General features: G+C 68.8%; 19 protein-coding genes and 1 riboswitch. Of the genes, 5 read left to right on the top strand and 14 right to left on the bottom strand.

Annotation, left to right across the window (positions count from 1 at the left end):
- Positions 1-16: 16 nt before the first annotated feature.
- From PUN51_RS00485 to hemE, 10 genes are all read right to left on the bottom strand, one after another.
- Positions 17-1,090 carry an LLM class flavin-dependent oxidoreductase gene (locus PUN51_RS00485; protein ID WP_275179553.1) on the bottom strand — a complete coding sequence of 358 codons (1,074 nt, stop codon included), beginning with the start codon at positions 1,088-1,090 and terminating at the stop codon, positions 17-19.
- Positions 1,087-2,070 carry a porphobilinogen synthase gene (hemB, locus tag PUN51_RS00490; RefSeq protein WP_275179554.1) on the bottom strand — a complete coding sequence of 328 codons (984 nt, stop codon included), beginning with the start codon at positions 2,068-2,070 and terminating at the stop codon, positions 1,087-1,089. Before hemB ends, PUN51_RS00485 begins: the two co-directional genes overlap by 4 nt.
- Before the next feature lie 57 nt (positions 2,071-2,127).
- Complete coding sequence (locus tag PUN51_RS00495; protein WP_275179555.1) at positions 2,128-3,009, bottom strand: uroporphyrinogen-III synthase; 882 nt, start codon at positions 3,007-3,009, stop codon at positions 2,128-2,130.
- Between the two features lie 7 nt (positions 3,010-3,016).
- Positions 3,017-4,015, bottom strand: a complete 999-nt coding sequence (hemC, locus tag PUN51_RS00500; RefSeq protein WP_224026556.1) for a hydroxymethylbilane synthase — start codon at positions 4,013-4,015, stop codon at positions 3,017-3,019.
- Positions 4,012-5,256, bottom strand: coding sequence for a ferrochelatase (locus PUN51_RS00505; RefSeq protein WP_224026557.1), 1,245 nt, complete (start codon positions 5,254-5,256; stop codon positions 4,012-4,014). The genes hemC and PUN51_RS00505 overlap by 4 nt, the downstream gene beginning before the upstream one ends.
- A complete protein-coding gene (gene hemQ / locus PUN51_RS00510; protein WP_141181959.1) occupies positions 5,253-5,954 on the bottom strand; it encodes a hydrogen peroxide-dependent heme synthase in 702 nt (233 codons plus the stop codon). The genes PUN51_RS00505 and hemQ overlap by 4 nt, the downstream gene beginning before the upstream one ends.
- A gap of 111 nt (positions 5,955-6,065) precedes the next feature.
- Entirely contained in the window at positions 6,066-6,419 is a 354-nt protein-coding gene (locus PUN51_RS00515) for a hypothetical protein (RefSeq protein ID WP_159631511.1), read from the bottom strand.
- A 109-nt stretch (positions 6,420-6,528) separates the two neighbouring features.
- Complete coding sequence (locus PUN51_RS00520) at positions 6,529-6,753, bottom strand: hypothetical protein (RefSeq protein WP_224026558.1); 225 nt, start codon at positions 6,751-6,753, stop codon at positions 6,529-6,531.
- A gap of 453 nt (positions 6,754-7,206) precedes the next feature.
- Positions 7,207-8,655 (bottom strand): protoporphyrinogen oxidase, encoded by a 1,449-nt coding sequence (gene hemG / locus PUN51_RS00525; protein ID WP_275179556.1) that lies wholly within the window; start codon positions 8,653-8,655, stop codon positions 7,207-7,209.
- 3 nt (positions 8,656-8,658) lie between these two features.
- Positions 8,659-9,753: a uroporphyrinogen decarboxylase gene (hemE, locus tag PUN51_RS00530; protein ID WP_275179557.1), complete on the bottom strand. Its 1,095-nt coding sequence runs from the start codon at positions 9,751-9,753 to the stop codon at positions 8,659-8,661.
- 158 nt (positions 9,754-9,911) lie between these two features.
- On the opposite strand from hemE, the gene PUN51_RS00535 reads away from it, so the two are divergent.
- Positions 9,912-11,252 carry a glutamyl-tRNA reductase gene (locus PUN51_RS00535; protein ID WP_275179558.1) on the top strand — a complete coding sequence of 447 codons (1,341 nt, stop codon included), beginning with the start codon at positions 9,912-9,914 and terminating at the stop codon, positions 11,250-11,252.
- A 121-nt stretch (positions 11,253-11,373) separates the two neighbouring features.
- Here PUN51_RS00535 and moeB read toward each other — a convergent pair whose 3' ends face one another.
- Entirely contained in the window at positions 11,374-12,573 is a 1,200-nt protein-coding gene (gene moeB, locus PUN51_RS00540) for a molybdopterin-synthase adenylyltransferase MoeB (RefSeq protein ID WP_275179559.1), read from the bottom strand.
- 85 nt (positions 12,574-12,658) lie between these two features.
- Here moeB and PUN51_RS00545 point away from each other — a divergent pair, with 85 nt between their 5' ends.
- The 3 genes from PUN51_RS00545 to PUN51_RS00555 all read left to right on the top strand — a co-directional run bounded on the left by PUN51_RS00545 (position 12,659) and on the right by PUN51_RS00555 (position 13,972).
- Entirely contained in the window at positions 12,659-13,324 is a 666-nt protein-coding gene (locus PUN51_RS00545) for a TetR/AcrR family transcriptional regulator (RefSeq protein ID WP_159631505.1), read from the top strand.
- Between the two features lie 62 nt (positions 13,325-13,386).
- Complete coding sequence (locus PUN51_RS00550) at positions 13,387-13,611, top strand: DUF3107 domain-containing protein (protein ID WP_159631504.1); 225 nt, start codon at positions 13,387-13,389, stop codon at positions 13,609-13,611.
- A gap of 58 nt (positions 13,612-13,669) precedes the next feature.
- Complete coding sequence (locus PUN51_RS00555; RefSeq protein ID WP_275179560.1) at positions 13,670-13,972, top strand: hypothetical protein; 303 nt, start codon at positions 13,670-13,672, stop codon at positions 13,970-13,972.
- 71 nt (positions 13,973-14,043) lie between these two features.
- Here PUN51_RS00555 and PUN51_RS00560 read toward each other — a convergent pair whose 3' ends face one another.
- The 3 genes from PUN51_RS00560 to PUN51_RS00570 all read right to left on the bottom strand — a co-directional run bounded on the left by PUN51_RS00560 (position 14,044) and on the right by PUN51_RS00570 (position 16,398).
- The gene (locus tag PUN51_RS00560) at positions 14,044-14,859 is read right to left on the bottom strand and encodes a thiazole synthase (protein ID WP_159631502.1); all 816 of its coding nucleotides are present in this window, start codon (positions 14,857-14,859) and stop codon (positions 14,044-14,046) included.
- Positions 14,860-14,863: 4 nt separating this feature from the next.
- The gene (gene thiS / locus PUN51_RS00565; RefSeq protein ID WP_159631501.1) at positions 14,864-15,100 is read right to left on the bottom strand and encodes a sulfur carrier protein ThiS; all 237 of its coding nucleotides are present in this window, start codon (positions 15,098-15,100) and stop codon (positions 14,864-14,866) included.
- Entirely contained in the window at positions 15,097-16,398 is a 1,302-nt protein-coding gene (locus tag PUN51_RS00570; RefSeq protein WP_224026565.1) for an FAD-dependent oxidoreductase, read from the bottom strand. The genes thiS and PUN51_RS00570 overlap by 4 nt, the downstream gene beginning before the upstream one ends.
- Positions 16,391-16,509, bottom strand: a riboswitch (TPP riboswitch). It overlaps the preceding gene by 8 nt.
- A gap of 27 nt (positions 16,510-16,536) precedes the next feature.
- On the opposite strand from PUN51_RS00570, the gene thiE reads away from it, so the two are divergent.
- Positions 16,537-17,286, top strand: coding sequence for a thiamine phosphate synthase (gene thiE, locus PUN51_RS00575; RefSeq protein WP_224026566.1), 750 nt, complete (start codon positions 16,537-16,539; stop codon positions 17,284-17,286).
- Positions 17,287-17,288: the final 2 nt, after the last annotated feature.

Raw genomic sequence — 17,288 nt, forward strand, 5'->3', positions numbered from 1 at the left:
TAGCCGGGAAGCTCTGTCAGCCGGCGAGCAGTTCCGCCACCCGGGGCGCCACCGCCGTGCCCATCAGTTCGATGGAGCGCATCATGGCGCTGTGGGGCAGCGGACCGTTGCTGTATTTCAGGTCGAAGCGGTCAACACCCAGGTTCCGCTTCAGCCGGACGATTTTTTGGGCCACCGTTTCCGGTGATCCGACGTAGAGCGCCCCTTCTGCGGAACAGAGGGCATCGAACTCTCCGCGTCCGGCCGGACCCCACCCGCGCTCGGCCCCGAGTCTGTTCCGGAGTGCAAGCCAGTGGGGATAGAGCTCTTCCCGGGCCTGCTCATCCGTGTCGGCAACATGGCCCGGCGAGTGCGTGGCCATCTGCTGCATGGGATGTCCGTACTTACCCATCGCCTCGCGGTAGAGGTCGGCCAGGGGCCGGAAGCCCCGCGGCTGGCCGCCGATGATCGCGAAGATGATCGGGTAACCGTACTGGGCGCACCGCAGCACGGATTCGGGGGTGCCGCCCACGCCGATCCAGGTGGGCAGCAGGTGGTGCTCCAGGGGCGGGTAAACGCTCAGCCCGTGCAGGGCGGGACGCGTGCTGCCTTCCCAGTGCACGGGTTTTTGCGCCCGAACCTTGTCGAACAGTTCGAGTTTTTCCTCGAACAGGACCTCGTAGTCCGCCAGGTCCAGCCCGAACAGCGGGAAGGACTCAATGAACGATCCGCGCCCGAGCATCACTTCGGCCCGGCCGTTGGAGATGGAGTCCACGGTTGCAAAGCGCTGGAAAACCCTGATGGGATCGTCCGAACTGAGGACCGTCACGGCGGATCCGAGCCGGATGCGGGACGTGCGCGCCGCGGCGGCAGCCAGGAAGACTTCCGGCGCGGAGACGGCGTAGTCCTTGCGGTGGTGCTCCCCCACGCCAAAGGCATGGAGTCCGACGGCGTCCGCCAGTTCCGCCTGCTCCAGCAGTTGGCGCAGGACCTGGGCATGGGGCTGCGGGCTGCCGTCCGGGTTCGCGCCGATGTCACCGAAGGTGTTCAGCCCAAGGAGGATGCGGTCCTCCCCCACGGGTGCGGTAGGCGCGGTGGAAGGACCGGTCACTGGGTTTCCTTCAGCCAGCCGGCCAGTTCGGCGGCCCAGTAGGTGAGGACCGTGTGGGCGCCGGCCCGCCGGATGCCCAGTACGGACTCGGTGATGGCGGCGCGGCGGTCGATCCAACCGTTGGCGGCGGCCGCCTCGATCATCGCGTATTCGCCGGAGATCTGGTACGCGGACACCGGTACCGGGCTCATGGCGGCAACGTCTGCCACGATGTCCAGGTAGCTCATGGCCGGCTTGACCATGATGATGTCTGCTCCCTCGGCCAGGTCCAGTTCCACCTCACGCAGGGCCTCGGTGCGGTTTCCGGCGTCCATCTGGTAGGTCCGCCGGTCGCCCGTGAGCTGGGAGTCCACGGCCTCGCGGAAAGGTCCGTAGAACGCGGAGGCGTACTTCGCGGCATACGCGATAACGGACGTGGTGACGTGCCCTGCGTCGTCCAGTGCCGAGCGGATGGCGGCAATCTGGCCGTCCATCATGCCGGAGGGGCCCAGCATGTGCGCGCCGGCCTCTGCCTGGGCCACGGCCATCCTGGCGTAGATCTCCACGGTGCGGTCGTTGTCCACGTAGCCGTCAGCGTCGAGCACTCCGCAGTGCCCGTGGTCGGTGAATTCGTCCAGGCAAACGTCACTCATGATCACCAGGTCATCGCCCACCTCCGCGCGGACGTCCCGGATTGCCTTGTTCAGCACGCCCTCCGGATCCAGGGACGCGGTGCCCTCGGCGTCGCGGGTTTCGGGAATTCCGAAGAGCATGATGCCGCCCAGGCCGAGCTCAACCGCTTCGGCGGCGGCCCGTTTCAGGGTGTCGGTGGTGTGCTGGACCACGCCCGGCATGGACGTGATGGGGTTGGGCTCGGTGAGTCCCTCCATGATGAAGGCAGGAAGGATGAGCTCGGCCGGGGCGAGGCGTGTTTCGGCGGTCAGCCGGCGCATGGCAGGGGTGGTGCGCAGGCGGCGGGGGCGTTGGGTGGGGAAAGTCATGGGTCCTGTCCTTCGCATGGTTGTGAAGCTTTGTGGAGGGAAAACGTGCCGGCCCGGTCAGGGCGGGTTGAGGGCCTTCGCGACGGCTGCCACCAGCCCGTCCGGTGTGGGCTCTGCCGCCACCTCGGCGACCTCAAGGCCCAGGGCTGTGGCCTGGTCCGCCGTCGAACGGCCAATTGCCACCAGCCGGCAGCCGGCGAGCGGACCAAGGGCGGCGATCCGCCGCACCGCGCTCGGCGAGGCGGCGATCACGGCGGCAATGCGCCCTTCGGCGATGTCCGTGGCGGCAGCTTCCGGCGTCAGGAGGGAGTACGACGGCGGCTGCGGGCCGGCGTCGGCCGCTTCCGCCCGGACGGCGAGACGGCGCTCCGCTGCCGCCGGGTAGTCGACGGTGCGGTAGGCAGTCACAGCGGTGACGTCGCCGCCGGCGGCTTCCAGGCCCGCCGCCAGGGTGCCGGCCGCGATGTCCGCCTGCGGCAGCAGGATCCTGCCCCTCCCGGACCAGACGGCGAGCAGGCCGGCAGCTGACTGCTCGCCGGCCGGCGTGAGCGCTACGTCCAGTCCACCCGCTTCCAGCAGCCGGTGAGTTGCCGGACCGATGGCGGCGATCCGCGTGGCGGCAGGTACCAGGTGGTCCAGGCGCAGGCCACGTTCGGCGGCTTTTTCCATCAGGACGTGCACTGTTGTGGCACTGCTGACCACCAGCCAGTCGAAGGCGCCCGCTGCAAGGGCGTCGCAGGCGACGTCCAGCGCGTGCTGGTCCGGCGCCCTTTCGAAATCGATAAGCGGGAGCAGCACCGGCAGGGCACCGGCCCCTTTCAGGGCCTCCACCAGGGCGCCCGAGCGCTCCGGGCTGCGGGTGACCAGGACCCGGACCCCGCCAAGCGGCATGCTTCCATGCGGCGTGGCGGATCCGGAGTCACTGGAAGGCTGCGTCATTGCCAGGTCAGGACGCCTGCAGGTCTGCGATGTCGGCGGCTCCGGCAGCAAGGAGGACCTCCGCCAGTTCGATGCCCAGCAAGGTGGCTCCCACCTCCGTCAGCCCGTCCGTGGCGCGCTTGTCCCGCACGGTGGCGGTGCCGTCAACGGCGCACACCACGGCTTCGAGGTGCAGCATGCTGCCTTTGCGGTAGGCGTAGGCGCCCACCGGAGCTGCGCAGCCTGCTTCGAGCCGGGCCAGCACGGCCCGCTCGGCCGTGACGGCAAGGCGGGTGTCGGGGTCGTCCAGCGCCGCCAGGGCCTGGGCCAGGACGTCACGGGAGCCGTCAGCCGCGCCGGACTTTGCCGGGGCGTCCGCTGTCCGGCACTCGATGGCCAGTGATCCCTGTCCCGCGGCGGGCAGCATCACGTCGGTTTCCAGGTATTCGGTGACGGCGTCCAGGCGGCCGATCCGCTCCAGGCCGGCGGCTGCGAGCACCACGGCGTCCAGGTCACAGGACTTTCCGGGGACCACCTGGCCGGTGGAGTTGCCGGGCAGCCCGGGGACGCGGCCCAACCGGGTATCGACGTTGCCGCGGATGTCCACGATGTCCAGGTCCGCGCGGGCGGCGCGCAACTGGGCCGCACGCCGTGGCGAACCGGTGCCAATGCGGGCGCCGGCCGGCAGGTCTGCCAGCTTGAGTCCGTCGCGGGCGCACAGGACGTCGCGGACGTCCACCCGGCGCGGGGTGGCGGCAAGGCTGAGCCCTACTGCTGCCCCTGTCGGCAGGTCCTTGAGCGAGTGGACGGCAACATCGCACTCATTGCGCAGGAGCGCGTCACGCAGGGCGGCAACAAAGACGCCTGTGCCGCCCATCTGGGAGAGCGAGCCCGTGAGGACGTCCCCGTCCGTGCGGACGTGCACCAGTTCCACCGGGAAACCGCCGACGGCGGCCAACTGGTCCGCGGTCTGCTGGGTTTGGGTGAGCGCCAGCTTGCTGGCGCGTGTTCCGATCCGGACCGTCACAGCTGGGCCGTTTCCGCGGCACCGCCGGACGGGTACGGGTCATGGCCGGTGCCCACGGTGGTGTCAGCCCCTGCAATGGTGGGCTTTTCGCCGCGGAAGTTGGCGCAGCATCCCGGCCGGCAGACGTCGTACCAGGGACCAAGATCCGTCAGGGCGGGGCGGTCACTGATGTTGTTGGCCACCGTCCGCTCGCAGATCAGGTCCACCAGGCCGTCCACGAACTTCCGGTGCGTACCGGGCGTGGGGACGCGCGTGGCGGCCAGGCCCAGGTTGCCGCAGGTTTCCATTGCTTCGGTGTCCAGGTCCCAGACAACTTCCATGTGGTCGCTGACGAAACCGAGCGGAACGATGACGATGCCCTTGACGCCCTGGCCGGCCAGTTCCTCGATGGCGTCATTGATGTCCGGTTCCAGCCACGGCACGTGCGGGGCACCGGAACGGGACTGGTAGACCAGGGACCACGGTGCGGTCAGCCCGGATTCCTTCTCGACCCGCTCGATGACGGCGGCGGCATTGGCGAGGTGCTGGGCCACGTAGGCGGAGCCTTCCTCGAACACGCGGGGCTCCCCCTCGGAGCGGCCCGCTGCTTCGGCGTCCCGGGTGGGGATGGAGTGGGTGGCGAACAGAATGTGGACAGGGGCGTCCGGCGTGCCGGCTTCGGCGAGCTTTGCCCGCACGTCAGCCAGGCCGGTGGCGGTGCCCTCCACGAACGGCTCCACGAAACCGGGGTGGTCGAAGTACTGGCGGACCTTGTCCACTTCGAGCTTGCCGTCCAGGCCGGTCTCCGTCAGCGCCATGCCGATGTCCTCGCGGTACTGGCGGCAGCTGGAGTAGCAGGAGTAGGCACTTGTGGTGAGCATCAGCACCCGTCGGTGCCCGGCGTCGTACGCTTCCTGCAGGGTCTGCGGGATGTACGGGGCCCAGTTGCGGTTGCCCCACAGCACGGGCAACTCGATGCCGCGGGCAGCCAGCTCGGCTTCCAGCGCTGCCTTCAGCTCGCGGTTCTGCTGGTTGATGGGGCTGACGCCGCCGTTGGCGCGGTAGTGGTGTGAGACTTCCTCAAGCCGCTCGTCCGGGATCCCCCGGCCGCGGGTGACGTTGCGGAGGAACGGGATGACGTCATCCTGGCCTTCCGGGCCACCGAAGGAGGCCAGCAGGACGGCGTCGTAGTTCTTGGGGGCCATGCGTCCGGCCTCGGTCACCGGGTTGACGGCGGTGGCGGCCTGCTGTTCCGGGCTCATGCCAGGACCTCGGCAACCTCGTCGGCGGAGATACGTCGACCGGTGTAGAACGGGACTTCCTCCCGCACGTGGTTGCGTGCCTCGGTAGCGCGGAGGTGGCGCATGAGGTCCACAAGGTCAACGAGTTCGGGGGCTTCCAGGCCCAGGATCCATTCCCAGTCGCCCAGGGCGAAGGAGGAAACGGTGTTGGAGATGACCTGGGGGAAGTCGCGGCCCAGGAGGCCGTGGTCGCGGAGCATTTTGCCGCGCTCGGCCTCGGGCAGGATGTACCACTCGTAGGAGCGCACGAACGGGTAGACACAGAGCCACTCCGCCGGAGCGACACCGCGGGAGTATGCCGGGGTGTGGTTCTTGGCGAACTCTGCCTCGCGGTGGACACCCATCGCGGACCAGACGATCTCGGTGCCGGCGAAGAGGGTGCTGCGGCGGATGTCCCGGATGGCCTGCTGCAGCGCTTCCGGTTTGGGTCCGTGGAGCCACACCATGACGTCGGCGTCGGCGCGCATGGCCGAGACGTCGTAGCTGCCCCGGTGGGTGACGCCGGCAGCGGCGAGCCGCTCCAGCAGCGCTTCGAAGTCGGCGGCGGCGTCAGCGCTGCGGACCACTGACTCCGACCTCTTGAATACCGTCCAGAGGGTAAAGAACTGCTCGGCTGATTCTTCGGTTTTAGTGACAGATTCGGCAGAAGTGTGGCTCATGGTTACAAGTTTGCCCCTTCCCCGCCCCAAGACGAAACCGAAAAGTTCTACAGCTCGTAGAAGTGAGCAAAGTCACATTCCCTCATCCAGCAGGCCACCAGGTGCGCCCCCTTAGAGGCGGCGCATCCGCAGGAACACCAGCCCGGCAGCCGCTCCCACGCCGACCAGGCCCGCACCCAGCCACACCATGGCATCGGGCACGCCAGGCAGTGGGCCGGTGGAGGAAACTGCCTGTCCCGGTCCGGCCGGGGCGCCGGCGGCCTGCGGCGCGCGGGTGGGCTGGGACTGGCGCGCATTGATGGACAGCGACGTCGGCAGAGCGGACGCATATGCGGCATCCGGGCTGCCGGCCGGCGTCTGGGCCGGCGCGCCGAATGCACTGCCGTCCGCTACGGTGGCGCCGGCAACGAAAGGACTGCCCGCCACGCCGGAGCCCGGCACTGCTGCCTGGGTTCCCGGGGCCAAAGCAGCCCCTCCGGCTGGCGCTCCGGATGCGGCCCCGGCCGTTCCGGCGGCCGAAGGAACGGCTGAACGGGCCGGTGCCCCGGCCGCCGTGGACGTGCCGGTTGCTGGGTCAGCGGCCGGCGCTGACGCAGTGGAGGGCCCGGATGCCGTGGGAGACTCTGGCCGGTCCGTGGCCGGAGAGCTGGTCGGAGTGGCGGCGGCTGTGGTCCGCGGGCCAGGTGCCAGTGGCGTTCCCGAGGACGTCGGACTGGGCGCGCTTGTCGACGTGGCCGCCGCGGACGGGGAACCGCTGACCGCCGGAAGCAGGGAACCCGGCACCGGAAGAATTGACCATGGCGTGCGCGGGGCGCTCGTGGCCGGGGATCCCGCCGTGGGTTCGCCGGCTCCCTGCCGGCCGTCCCCCTCATGACCGGATCCAGGGTTCCCCGTGGCTTCCTGCGCTCCCGGAGCGCCTTGACGGGCCGCCGTGGACAGTCCGAACGCCGCGGCGGTTGCGGCGACGGATCCTTGTGCCGCCGGATCCTGCGGAGGGGGGACCGCGTCGTCAGCCAAGGACGCCTGGACGCCGGTGGAAAGAACCAGTACCGCTCCGACGGCCGCTGCTGCGGTGCCGCGCCGGAGTCCCCCATGGATACCGGTCCGGGAAAGTGAAAGCTCGGACCTGTGTTGAACCATAGTCATCGACCCTAACCAGAACGGCTGGCCGATTGGAAACCGGCAAGGAGGCCCGGCCGCCCGCCACGCCGGAGCCGCGGACCGGCTTCGGGGCGCTGACCAGCACCGACGCTCAGCCCGCAGTCAGTTGGCCGATTTGCTCACGTGTGTCCGCCACCACAGCGGCCAACCCGTTCCCGGCAACCCATCCGCCCACGACGGCCAGGCCGCCCGCAGCGCTGCAGGACCGCCGGATGTCCGCCGCCCGTGCGCGGTGCCCGACGGCGGCGAACGGCAGGGCTCCGCGCCACCGGATCACGTCCCAGCCCCGCACGTCCCCGCCGGTGATCCGGACGCCCAGCAGGGCAGATGCGTCGCGCAGGGCGTCCGCGAACAGCTCATCATCGGTTTGGGGGCCGGTGGCCTGGGCCGAAGCGCCGTCCACGCGGCCGTAGGAAAGGCGCACCACATGGCGCCCGGGGCCGGCAGCGGCGGTCAGCCAATCCCATTTCCCCGTGGCGTGCGTCAACGCTTTTGCTTCGATGCGAGGCGTTTGCGGGGCTACCAGGATTCCCGTTCCACGCGGCCGCCGGTCCAGGTCCGGTTTGTCCAGGACCAGCGTGACCAGCTTGACGTCCGGCCCGGAGGCAGGTTTCTTTCCCGAGATTGCAGGTACGGCATGTTCGAGCAGGTCGACGGCGGCAGGGCCCTCCACGGCCATGACAAGCAGCGCGGCATGGAAGGCCGCCCCGGCGGCGTCGACGCGCCAGCCTTCCGGGGTGCGGGAAACCGCCGTGGCGGCAGTGCCCAACAACAGGGTCACGCCGCGTCGTTCGAGCTCCGCCACCAGGGCGTCCACCAGGGTGTGCATGCCGCCTTCGAGGCCTGCGACGGCGGACCCGGCCTTTGCCGGTTGGGGCGTCCCGGCTTGGCCGGTTGTCCCGGCGCCGCGCCGCTGTGCCGAAACTGCGGCAGCGAGGGAACCATGCCTCCGCAGGCCTGCACGCAGGCCCGGAGCCACCATGTCGACGTCGAGCAGGCCGGGATCGGCGGAGTGGACACCGCCCACCACGGGCGAGACAAGGCGTTCCAGCACGCGCGAGCCCATGCGGGTCCGGACCAGCGCGGAGACGCTGGTGACGCCGGCGCCGGCCCCTATGGATGCGGGCAGCAGCCGGTCCAGGGAGGCACGCAGCGAGCCGAGCACGCCCAGGGTACGGCGGACCTCAGGGTCCCAGGGGTTGGCGGGGATGCCCAGGACTCCGGTCCGGGGCAGTTCGCGGGGCCCGTCCGGAAGCTGCACCCAGGCACCGCCCGGCCGCGGGGGAACGATCTTTCCGCCGAACCCAAGGTCCGTGCAGAGCCGGGCTACGGCGTCGGACCTGGTGGCGAAGGACTCAGCGCCGCTGTCCAGGGTGAGCCCCGCGACCGTATGGCTGCCAACACAGCCGCCCCACGCCGTCCCGGCTTCCAGGACGGTCACCTCATAACCGGCTGCTGCGAGTTCCCGGGCGGAGAGCAGCCCGGAGATCCCGCCGCCCACCACGAGCGCCTGGCCAGGTTTCGCCGGGGAGCTGCCCACGGGTTACTCCGGCGAGATGGAGTGGATGAGCTCCACCACCCGGGTCAGGACGTCCGGGTCCGTTTCGGGCGGTACGCCGTGTCCCAGGTTCAGAACGTGGCCCGGGGCGCCGGCGCCGGCGGCGATGACCTCGCGGACATGCGCCTCCAGGATGTCCCAGGGTGCTGCCAGCAGCGCGGGGTCGATGTTTCCCTGCAGCGGAACCGTTCCGCCCAGGCGGCGGTTCGCCTCATCGAGCGGCAGCCGGTAGTCAACGCCCACCACGTCCACTCCCACGTCCCGCATGGCCACGAGGAGTTCGGACGTGCCGGTGCCGAAGTGGATGAGCGGGGCACCCAGGTGGCGGACATGGTCCAGGGCACGGGCCGACGCCGGCGCAACGTATTTGGTGTAGTCGGCCAGCCCCAGCGAGCCCGCCCAGGAGTCGAACAGCTGGGCGGCGGAGGCGCCCGCCTCCAGCTGGGCCTGGAGGAACATGCCGGACGCGTCGGCAGCCCAGTTGGCCAGCGCGTTCCATGTCTCCGGGTCCGCGTGCATCATGGTCCGCGGGCCCAGGTGGTCGCGGGACGGCTTTCCTTCCACCATGTAGGCGGCCAGCGTGAACGGTGCGCCGGCGAAACCAATCAGGGGCGTCTTGCCCAGTTCGGCCACCGTGAGGCGGACGGCTTCACGGATCGGCTCCAGGGCTTCCCACGTGAGCTGCGGCAGGGCGGCAACATCGGCCGCCGTGCGTACCGGCTTGTCGAGGACCGGCCCGACCCCGGGCACGATGTCCACTCCCACGCCGGCGAGCTTCAGCGGGATGACGATGTCGGAAAAGAAGATGCCGGCATCCACGTCATGGCGGCGGACGGGCTGCAGCGTGATCTCAGAGGCCAGCTCTGGGCGGAGGCAGGAGTCCAGCATGGCGATGCCTTCGCGCACCTTGAGGTATTCGGGCAGCGACCGGCCGGCCTGCCGCATGAACCAGACGGGACGGCGGGACGGCTTGCCGCCGCGGTAGGCCGTGATCAGCGGGGAGTCTGCTGTGCGGCCGTCCATCAGTGGATGGTCTGCGGCGAGGGTGCCGGCTGCGGAGACGGCAGGGCTAGGAGTCATGCTTTTGATTGTGCCCAAAAAGAGCTGCAAAAGATAACGACAACCTGTCGCTGACGGCACGGGAATCCTTGAGGTGGCACGGATCACGTCCAGGTGTGGCGACTATCCTTTCCGGTGGTTGTTCTACCGGGCAACGAAAAAGCTATGATTGGTCTGCTGTGGTTCTTTTCTCATTGGTGGCTACACACGCCGACATCGATCTTGAAACCGTTGCTCAGTTGAGCAACGGTTCCTCCGGGATTGCCGCATCCGCGCTCACCGAATCCCCTGCCGTGGCCGGAGCGGTGGTCCTCGCCACCTGCAACCGCTATGAGATCTACGGCGAAGCGCCCAATCCGAACGACGTCGAAGCGGCCCGGGCTGCACTGGTGTCGCGGATCAGCCAGGCCAGCGGACTCTCCGAGCCCCTCGTGTCACGCTCCTTCAGCACCCGTACCGGTCCCGAGGTAACCCAGCACCTGTTCGCCGTCAGCGCCGGACTGGATTCCGCCGTCGTGGGCGAGCGCGAGATCGCCGGCCAGGTGCGCCGCGCCCTTATCACCGCACAGCACGACGGTACTGCCAGCGCCGGCCTGGTCCGGCTGTTCCAGGCCGCCTCGAAAACCGCCAAGGACGTCGGCGCGCAGACGGCCCTCGGTTCCCGGGGGCTTTCCATCGTTTCGGTGGCCCTGGACCTGGCCACCGATCTTTCCGAAAACCCCGACTGGACTACCAAGAAGGTTGTGCTGTTCGGGACCGGCGCGTACGCCGGCGCCACCATGGCACTGCTGCGTGAACGCGGCTGCACGGACATCTCCGTCTACTCCTCATCCGGCCGGGCCGATGGATTCGTGGCCTCGCGCGGCGGGTCCGCCCTGGATGTGGATTCGCTGCGCCCAGCAGTGGCGGCCGCCGACGTCATGATCGGCTGCAGCGGCTCGGACACCCGGGTTGAAGCGGACGAACTGGCCCAGGTCCGTGCGGACTCACCCCAGCCCCTGATTGCCATCGACCTGGCGCTCACCCACGACTTCGATCCCGCCGTCGGCGAGCTGGACGGCGTGGAACTGCTGACCCTGGAATCGGTGCGCCTGGCCGCGCCGCAGGAGCAGGCGGAATCGCTGGCCCAGGCAAGCGGCATCGTCAAGGGCGCCGCCAAGGCCTTCGAACAGGAGCGCGAAGCCCGCTCCGTGGACTCCGCCATCGTTGCCCTGCGCCGCCACACCATGAACGTGCTGGACGCGGAGATGGAAAAGGTCCGTGCCCGACACGGCTGCACCGCTGCCGCTGAAGAAGTGGAGTTCGCGCTCCGCCGCATGGTCAAGCAGTTGCTGCACGTCCCCACCGTCCGCGCCCGCGAACTCGCCGCAAACGGCCAGCAGGATGATTACGTTGCGGCGCTCGAGGCGCTGTACGGCATTACCGTCGAGCAGCCGGGCACCTCCCAGCCCGCCACAGCCGCGCCCGCAGTGGTGGAGGCCGAGTGCCCGGTGGACCACAAGGGCCGCGAAACCGCCTGACGTTCTCCCTCCCCGACGCCCCATCACCATTTGCCCCTAAATCGGTAACGCCCCATCACTTTCTTCAGGGAAGTGATGGGGCGTTTCTCAAAAAGCCGCTAAAGGTGATCGGGCGTCCGGGTCAGTAGACCGGCTTCTGGGGTTCGACGTCCCGCACCCAGGCCAGGATCCCGCCGTCGAGATGGCTGACGCGCTGGTAGCCGGCCTGCCGGGCCGCCGCCAGGACGTTAGCGGAGCGTGTCCCGGCCTTGCAGTGGAACACGATGTCCCGGTCCTGCGGAAGTTCATCCCAGGCTTCGCCGGCCAGGATGCGACCCTGCGGAATCAGTTTGGCTCCGTCGATCCGGACGATGTCGTACTCCCCCGACTCCCTGACGTCCACCAGTTCGAAGTCCTTGAGCCCGGCCTTGCGCGAGGCCAGCATGGTGGCCAGCTGGGTGGCCGTGACGGTGTGTTCCGTGTCCGACGGGGCGGCCGGGGCGATGCCGCAGAACGCCTCGTAGTCAGTGAGTTCCGTGATGGGCTGGGCGGCCGGGTCCTTCGACACCCGGATTTCACGCCAGCTGCCGCCCAGTGCGTCAAACAGGGCCACGCGGCCCAGCAGGGAACGTCCGACGCCGGTAATCAGCTTCACCGCTTCGGTCACCATGAGCGATCCCACGGCGGCGCACAGCATGCCGAAGACGCCGCCCTCACCGCAGGACGGAACGGACCCGGCAGGCGGCGCTTCGGGGTAGAGGTCCCGGTAGGTGGGTCCGTGCTTCTCCCAGAACACACTGACCTGGCCATCGAAACGGAAAATGGAACCCCATACGTAGGGCTTTCCCAGGATGGCGGCGGCATCGTTCACCAGGTACCGGGTGGCGAAGTTGTCGGCACCGTCAAGAATGAGGTCGTACCCGCTGAACAGTTCCAGGGCATTGGATGAGTCCAGGCGTACGTTGTGCAGCCGGACGTCAACCAGCGGGTTCAGCCCGGCGATGGCATCGCGTGCCGATTCGGTCTTGGGGCGGCCCACGTCGCTGACGCCGTGGATCACCTGGCGCTGCAGGTTGCTCAGGTCCACGACGTCGTCGTCGATGATTCCGATCGTTCCCACCCCAGCCGCGGCGAGATACAGCAGGGCCGGGGCACCCAGGCCGCCGGCGCCGATGACCAGCACCTTGGCGTTCTTGAGCCGCCGCTGCCCCAGCGCGCCGATCTCGGGAATGATCAGGTGGCGGGAGTACCGTTCAACCTCGGCGGGAGTGAGGCCGGCAGCCGGTTCCACCAGCGGATCCAGGGCAGGGGTTGCAACATTTGCGGTGAAAGTCGAAGCCATACTTCAATGTATGCCCCGGGATACCGCCGGGTCATATTACCCCGCAGTAAAGTGAAGGGTAACTGCAATGGAAAGAAGGACAACTGTGGTCCCTGAAGCACGGGCTGACCGTCCGGCCTCCGCCGCACCCCAAACTCCCTCCCGCCCCGCAGGCCAGCGGTCCGCCCGCCTGCCCCGGGATGAGCGCCGGGCACAGCTCCTTGCCGCGGCCCAGGAGGTGTTCGTAGCCAACGGCTACCACGGTGCGGCAATGGATGAGATTGCAGAAACTGCCCATGTGAGCAAACCGGTGCTGTACCAGCATTTTCCTTCCAAGCGCGAGCTCTACCTCGCCCTGCTGGAAAGCCATCTGGCCTCGCTGACCGAACTGATGCTGGGCGCCCTGAACTCCACCACTGACAACGATGAACGCGTCCAGGCTGTCATGCGCGCCTACTTCCACTTCATCGCCAATGACGACCAGGCCCACCGCCTGGTGTTCGAGTCCGACCTTATTAATGATCCCGATGTGAGCTCGCGGCTGGAAACGTTCAACCGGACCTTCGCCGACGCCATTGCCCGGGTCATTGCGGAGGACACCAAGCTCCCCCACCTGGAAGCGGAACTGCTGGGCCGCGGCCTGGCCGGAATGGCGCAGGTCAGCGCCCGGTACTGGCTGGAAACGGACGGCAACCTGGACCTCGATGTGGCCAGCGACCTCATCTACCGTTTAGCTTGGCGCGGAATCTCTCGCTTCCCCAAAGAGTCCTAGACTACAAATAAGACAACACCTCGTTGAGAAACACGAGTACTTTCACAGGCTGGGAGGCCCCCTTGGAAATTAAGATCGGCGTTCAAAACGTTGGCCGCGAAATCGTGCTGGAATCAACCCAGGATGCGGAGACGGTGGCCAAGGTTGTTGGCGAAGCCATTAATGAGGGCAGCGAACTGCGCCTGAAGGATGACAAAGGACGCCTGATCATTGTTCCGGGCAACGCACTGGCTTACGTGGAAATTGGTGCCGAGGAGGTCCGGCGCGTAGGTTTCGGCCAGTTCTAGTCCGGCCCGTTTCACCCTCTGCCCGTCCCCGGGCCACCGCAGTTTCCCAAGGAGATCCATGCTTTCGCTGACCATCGTGGTGCTGGCAACCGTCGCCGCCGGCTTCGTCGTCTGGGCCAATGACAAGCGGCATGCCAAATACGGTGCGGCAGTTCCTGCCGGTGTTGCCGCGGGTGTTGCGGCGCTGGCCTGGATCATCCTGATCACTGCGGGCTTCGGCTACCTGCCGGGGACCACCTGGCTTCCGTGGGTCCTGCCCATGGTCCTGGGAGTAGCTGCGGCCATCGCCGCCGTCGTCTACCTGGGCCGTACCCGCGCCCGCCGTGACACGGAACGCCTGACTGTTATTCTGCGGCGCTGACCGCCGGCAGGGCAGTACATACGCGTGTGGCCACCACCCATCCGGGCGGTGGCCACACCTGTATCAGGAGGTCAGAGGAACTCCGCCCGGCCCTCCATTGCGGAGGAGGCAAGGGCGTGCTCCCGGCGCGGGATGCGCCCGGCGGCCCTGGCCATCCTGCCGGCGATCACTGCGTGCTTGAATGCCTCGCCCATGAGCGCGGGGTTCTGGGCACGCGTCACTGCCGTGGCCAGCAGGACGGCGTCGCAGCCCAGCTCCATGGCCAGCGCGGCGTCTGACGCCGTGCCGATGCCTGCATCCAAGACCACCGGCACCGACGCGCGGGAAACGATCAGCTCGATGTTGTGCGGGTTCAGGATCCCCAGTCCGGTGCCGATCGGGGCGCCCAGCGGCATGACGGCGGTGGCGCCGAGGTTCTCCAGCCGCAACGCAAGCACGGGGTCGTCATTCGTGTAGGCGAAGACCTTGAACCCGCGGTTGACCAGCTGCTCCGTGGCGTCCACGAGTTCCACGGCGTCCGGCAGGAGGGTCTGCTCGTCGGCGATGACCTCCAGTTTCACCCAGTCGGTCTCCAGGGCCTCCCGCGCCAGTTCGGCGGTCAGGACCGCATCCCTGGCCGTGAAGCAGCCGGCCGTGTTGGGCAGCACGCGGATCCCATGGTCCACCAGCAGCTGGAACAGCGAACCGGTTTCAGCAGTGGAGTACCGGCGCATGGCCACCGTGGTCAGGGCGGTGCCGGAGGCCAGCAGCGCTGCGCCCAGGCCGTCCAGGCTTGGTGCCCCGCCCGTGCCCATGATGAGCCGGGATCCGAGGGCGACGCCGTCAATCACCAGGGCGTCGGCTGCGCCCGCGTTTCCGGCGGGGTTGATGGTGCTGGTTTCGGTCATGGCGTCAGCCTCCCTGTACTGCAGTGACAAGTTCAATATCGTCGCCCTCGGCGAGCGCGGTGGCGAACCACTGGCTGCGCGGCACCACCTGGGCATTATGTGCGACGGCGACGCCCAGTTTCCCGCCGTCCGTTGCCTGTCCGTTGGGTGCCAGCGGGCGTCCGGTGACCTGGCTGACGAGCGTGGTGATGGAGGCGCCGTCGGCCACCTCGTGCGTGTTTCCGTTCAGGGTGATGTTCACGCTGTCTCCTTGATGTGGGGTGTGGTGGCGGCTGCCGCCGGCCGGGAGAACCGCTCCGGGCTGAAGGGCGACCAGCGGGAATCTGATGTCCCGTCCAGCAGTGCCGTGCAGATGGCGGCTGCGGCGGGGGTGAGCAGGACGCCGTGCCGGAAGAACCCGGTGGCGATGATGAGTCCCGGGACATGCCCGGCGGCAGGGTTTCCGGACCCCGGATCCACCGGCACGCGGCCCAGCAGGGGCGCGTTGTCGGGGGTACCGGGGCGGGCCCGGGCGGTGCACTCGAGCAGTTCCAGTTCAGCGACGGCGGGCACCAGCGCCTGAGCGTCCCGCAGCAGCTGGTAGACGCCTCCGGCGCTCACGGCATCGGAGAGCGCGTCCTCGCGCTGGGTTGCCCCGATCACCACGGTCCCGTCCTGCCGGGGGACGATGTAGACGGGGACTCCGTGCACCAGCCCACGAACCGTGGAGGTCACCAGGGGCTGGAGGTGCTGCGGAACGGCGAGACGGAGTATGTCCCCGTGGACTGGGCGCAGTGGCAGGTCGAGGCCGTCGGGCAGGCCGCCAAGGTCCCCTGCCTGCAGGCCGTTGGCCACGATGGTTTCCGTTGCCAGGACGGTGCCGCCGCCGGCGAGGCTGGCACCGGCAACCGTTCCGCCCTCCCACAGCAGGCCGGTGGCCCGGTCCGGCACGGCATACCCGTCCACCGCGCCCGCGGCGGCCAGCTCCGGGGACGTCAGTGCAACGCCCGCGAGGGCCAGCCGCAGGGCCGCCACCAGGCGCCGGGGGTCCACTTGGTGGTCCGCGGGTGTGTCCAGGGCACAGGCGATGGCGGGGCTGAGGAGCGGCTCGCGTTTGCGGGCTTCGCGCACGGCCAGGGGCTCCACCCCCAGTCCGTTGGCCTGTTGTACCGCGCGGAGGTCCATCAGCGCGCGGCGGTCCGCGGCGTCGGCACCCACGGCGAGTGTCGGCGTCGTCAGGTATCCGCAATCCGCCCCCGTCGCGCCGGCGATCCCCGCGGCGAACCCTGGCCAGCGGGACGACGCCTCAAGCATCAGTTCCAGGAGGTCCTCCTCCTGGTAGTGCAGTTCGCTGACCGGGGCCAGCATGCCCGCGGCGGCCCAGCTGGCACCGTTTCCGGGTGCGTCGTCGATCAGGGCAACGGAGCGTCCGGAACGCTGCGCCTCCCAGGCGATGCCGTGGCCCACCACTCCCCCGCCGATGACGGCGACGTCGGCCCGGACAGTGGAGTTTGCGCTGGCGCCTTCGGGCCCGGGGAGACTGTCAACGGGGTTGCGCATGTGGTTCCTTCCCTACGCCGGCATTAACCGGATCAGGTCAAGCGGTCGGCTCTGACGCCCTCTCAGCCCGGCGCTTTATGACAGCTGCCGCGGGCTCCCGCAGTACCAGCCCAGTTTAGAGGAACTAGGCTTGCAGGCATGAATGTGTCCGCCTCATCCCTGCCCGCCGGCCCCCACGCCCCAGCCTCCGCTGCCCTCCCCGCCGAAGTTGCCAACGCCGGCCACATTGACGCCCTCAAGGCAGCGCGCCTGTACCTCTGCACCGACGCACGGACTGCGCGCGGCGATTTCGCGGACTTCGTTGACGCCGCGTTTGCCGGCGGCGTGGACATCATCCAGCTGCGCGACAAGACCATCGAAGCCGCAGAGGAACTGGACCTCCTGGCGGTCCTGAAGGAAACAGCGGTACGCCATGGCCGGCTGTGGGCCGTCAACGACCGTGCGGACATCGCCGTGCTGTCCGGGGCGCCGGTGTTCCACATCGGCCAGAAGGACCTTCCGCTGCCGGCAGCGCGGACGCTGGTCAACGGCAACGCGGCCATTGGGCTCTCCAGCCACACCACTGACCAGGTGGACGCCGCTTTGGCCGCAACGGTGGGGCCGTCCGGGCTGGACTACTTCTGTGTGGGTCCGGTCTGGGCCACGCCCACCAAACCCGGCAGGGCCGCCGTCGGCCCTGAACTGGTGGCATATGCCGCCGAAGCCTCCCGGCAGGCCGGAGATCCCGTGCCATGGTTTGCCATCGGCGGCATCGACCACGGAAACGTCCGTGACGTGGTGGAGGCCGGTGCCGGCAGGATCGTGGTGGTCCGCGCCATCACCGAAGCACCCGACCCCGCAGCCGCCGCCGCCTCCCTTCTCGACGCGCTGGACGGCACCGGCTCCTGAGC

The organism is Arthrobacter sp. NQ4, from assembly GCF_029077345.1.
Taxonomy (GTDB): Bacteria; Actinomycetota; Actinomycetes; order Actinomycetales; family Micrococcaceae; genus Arthrobacter.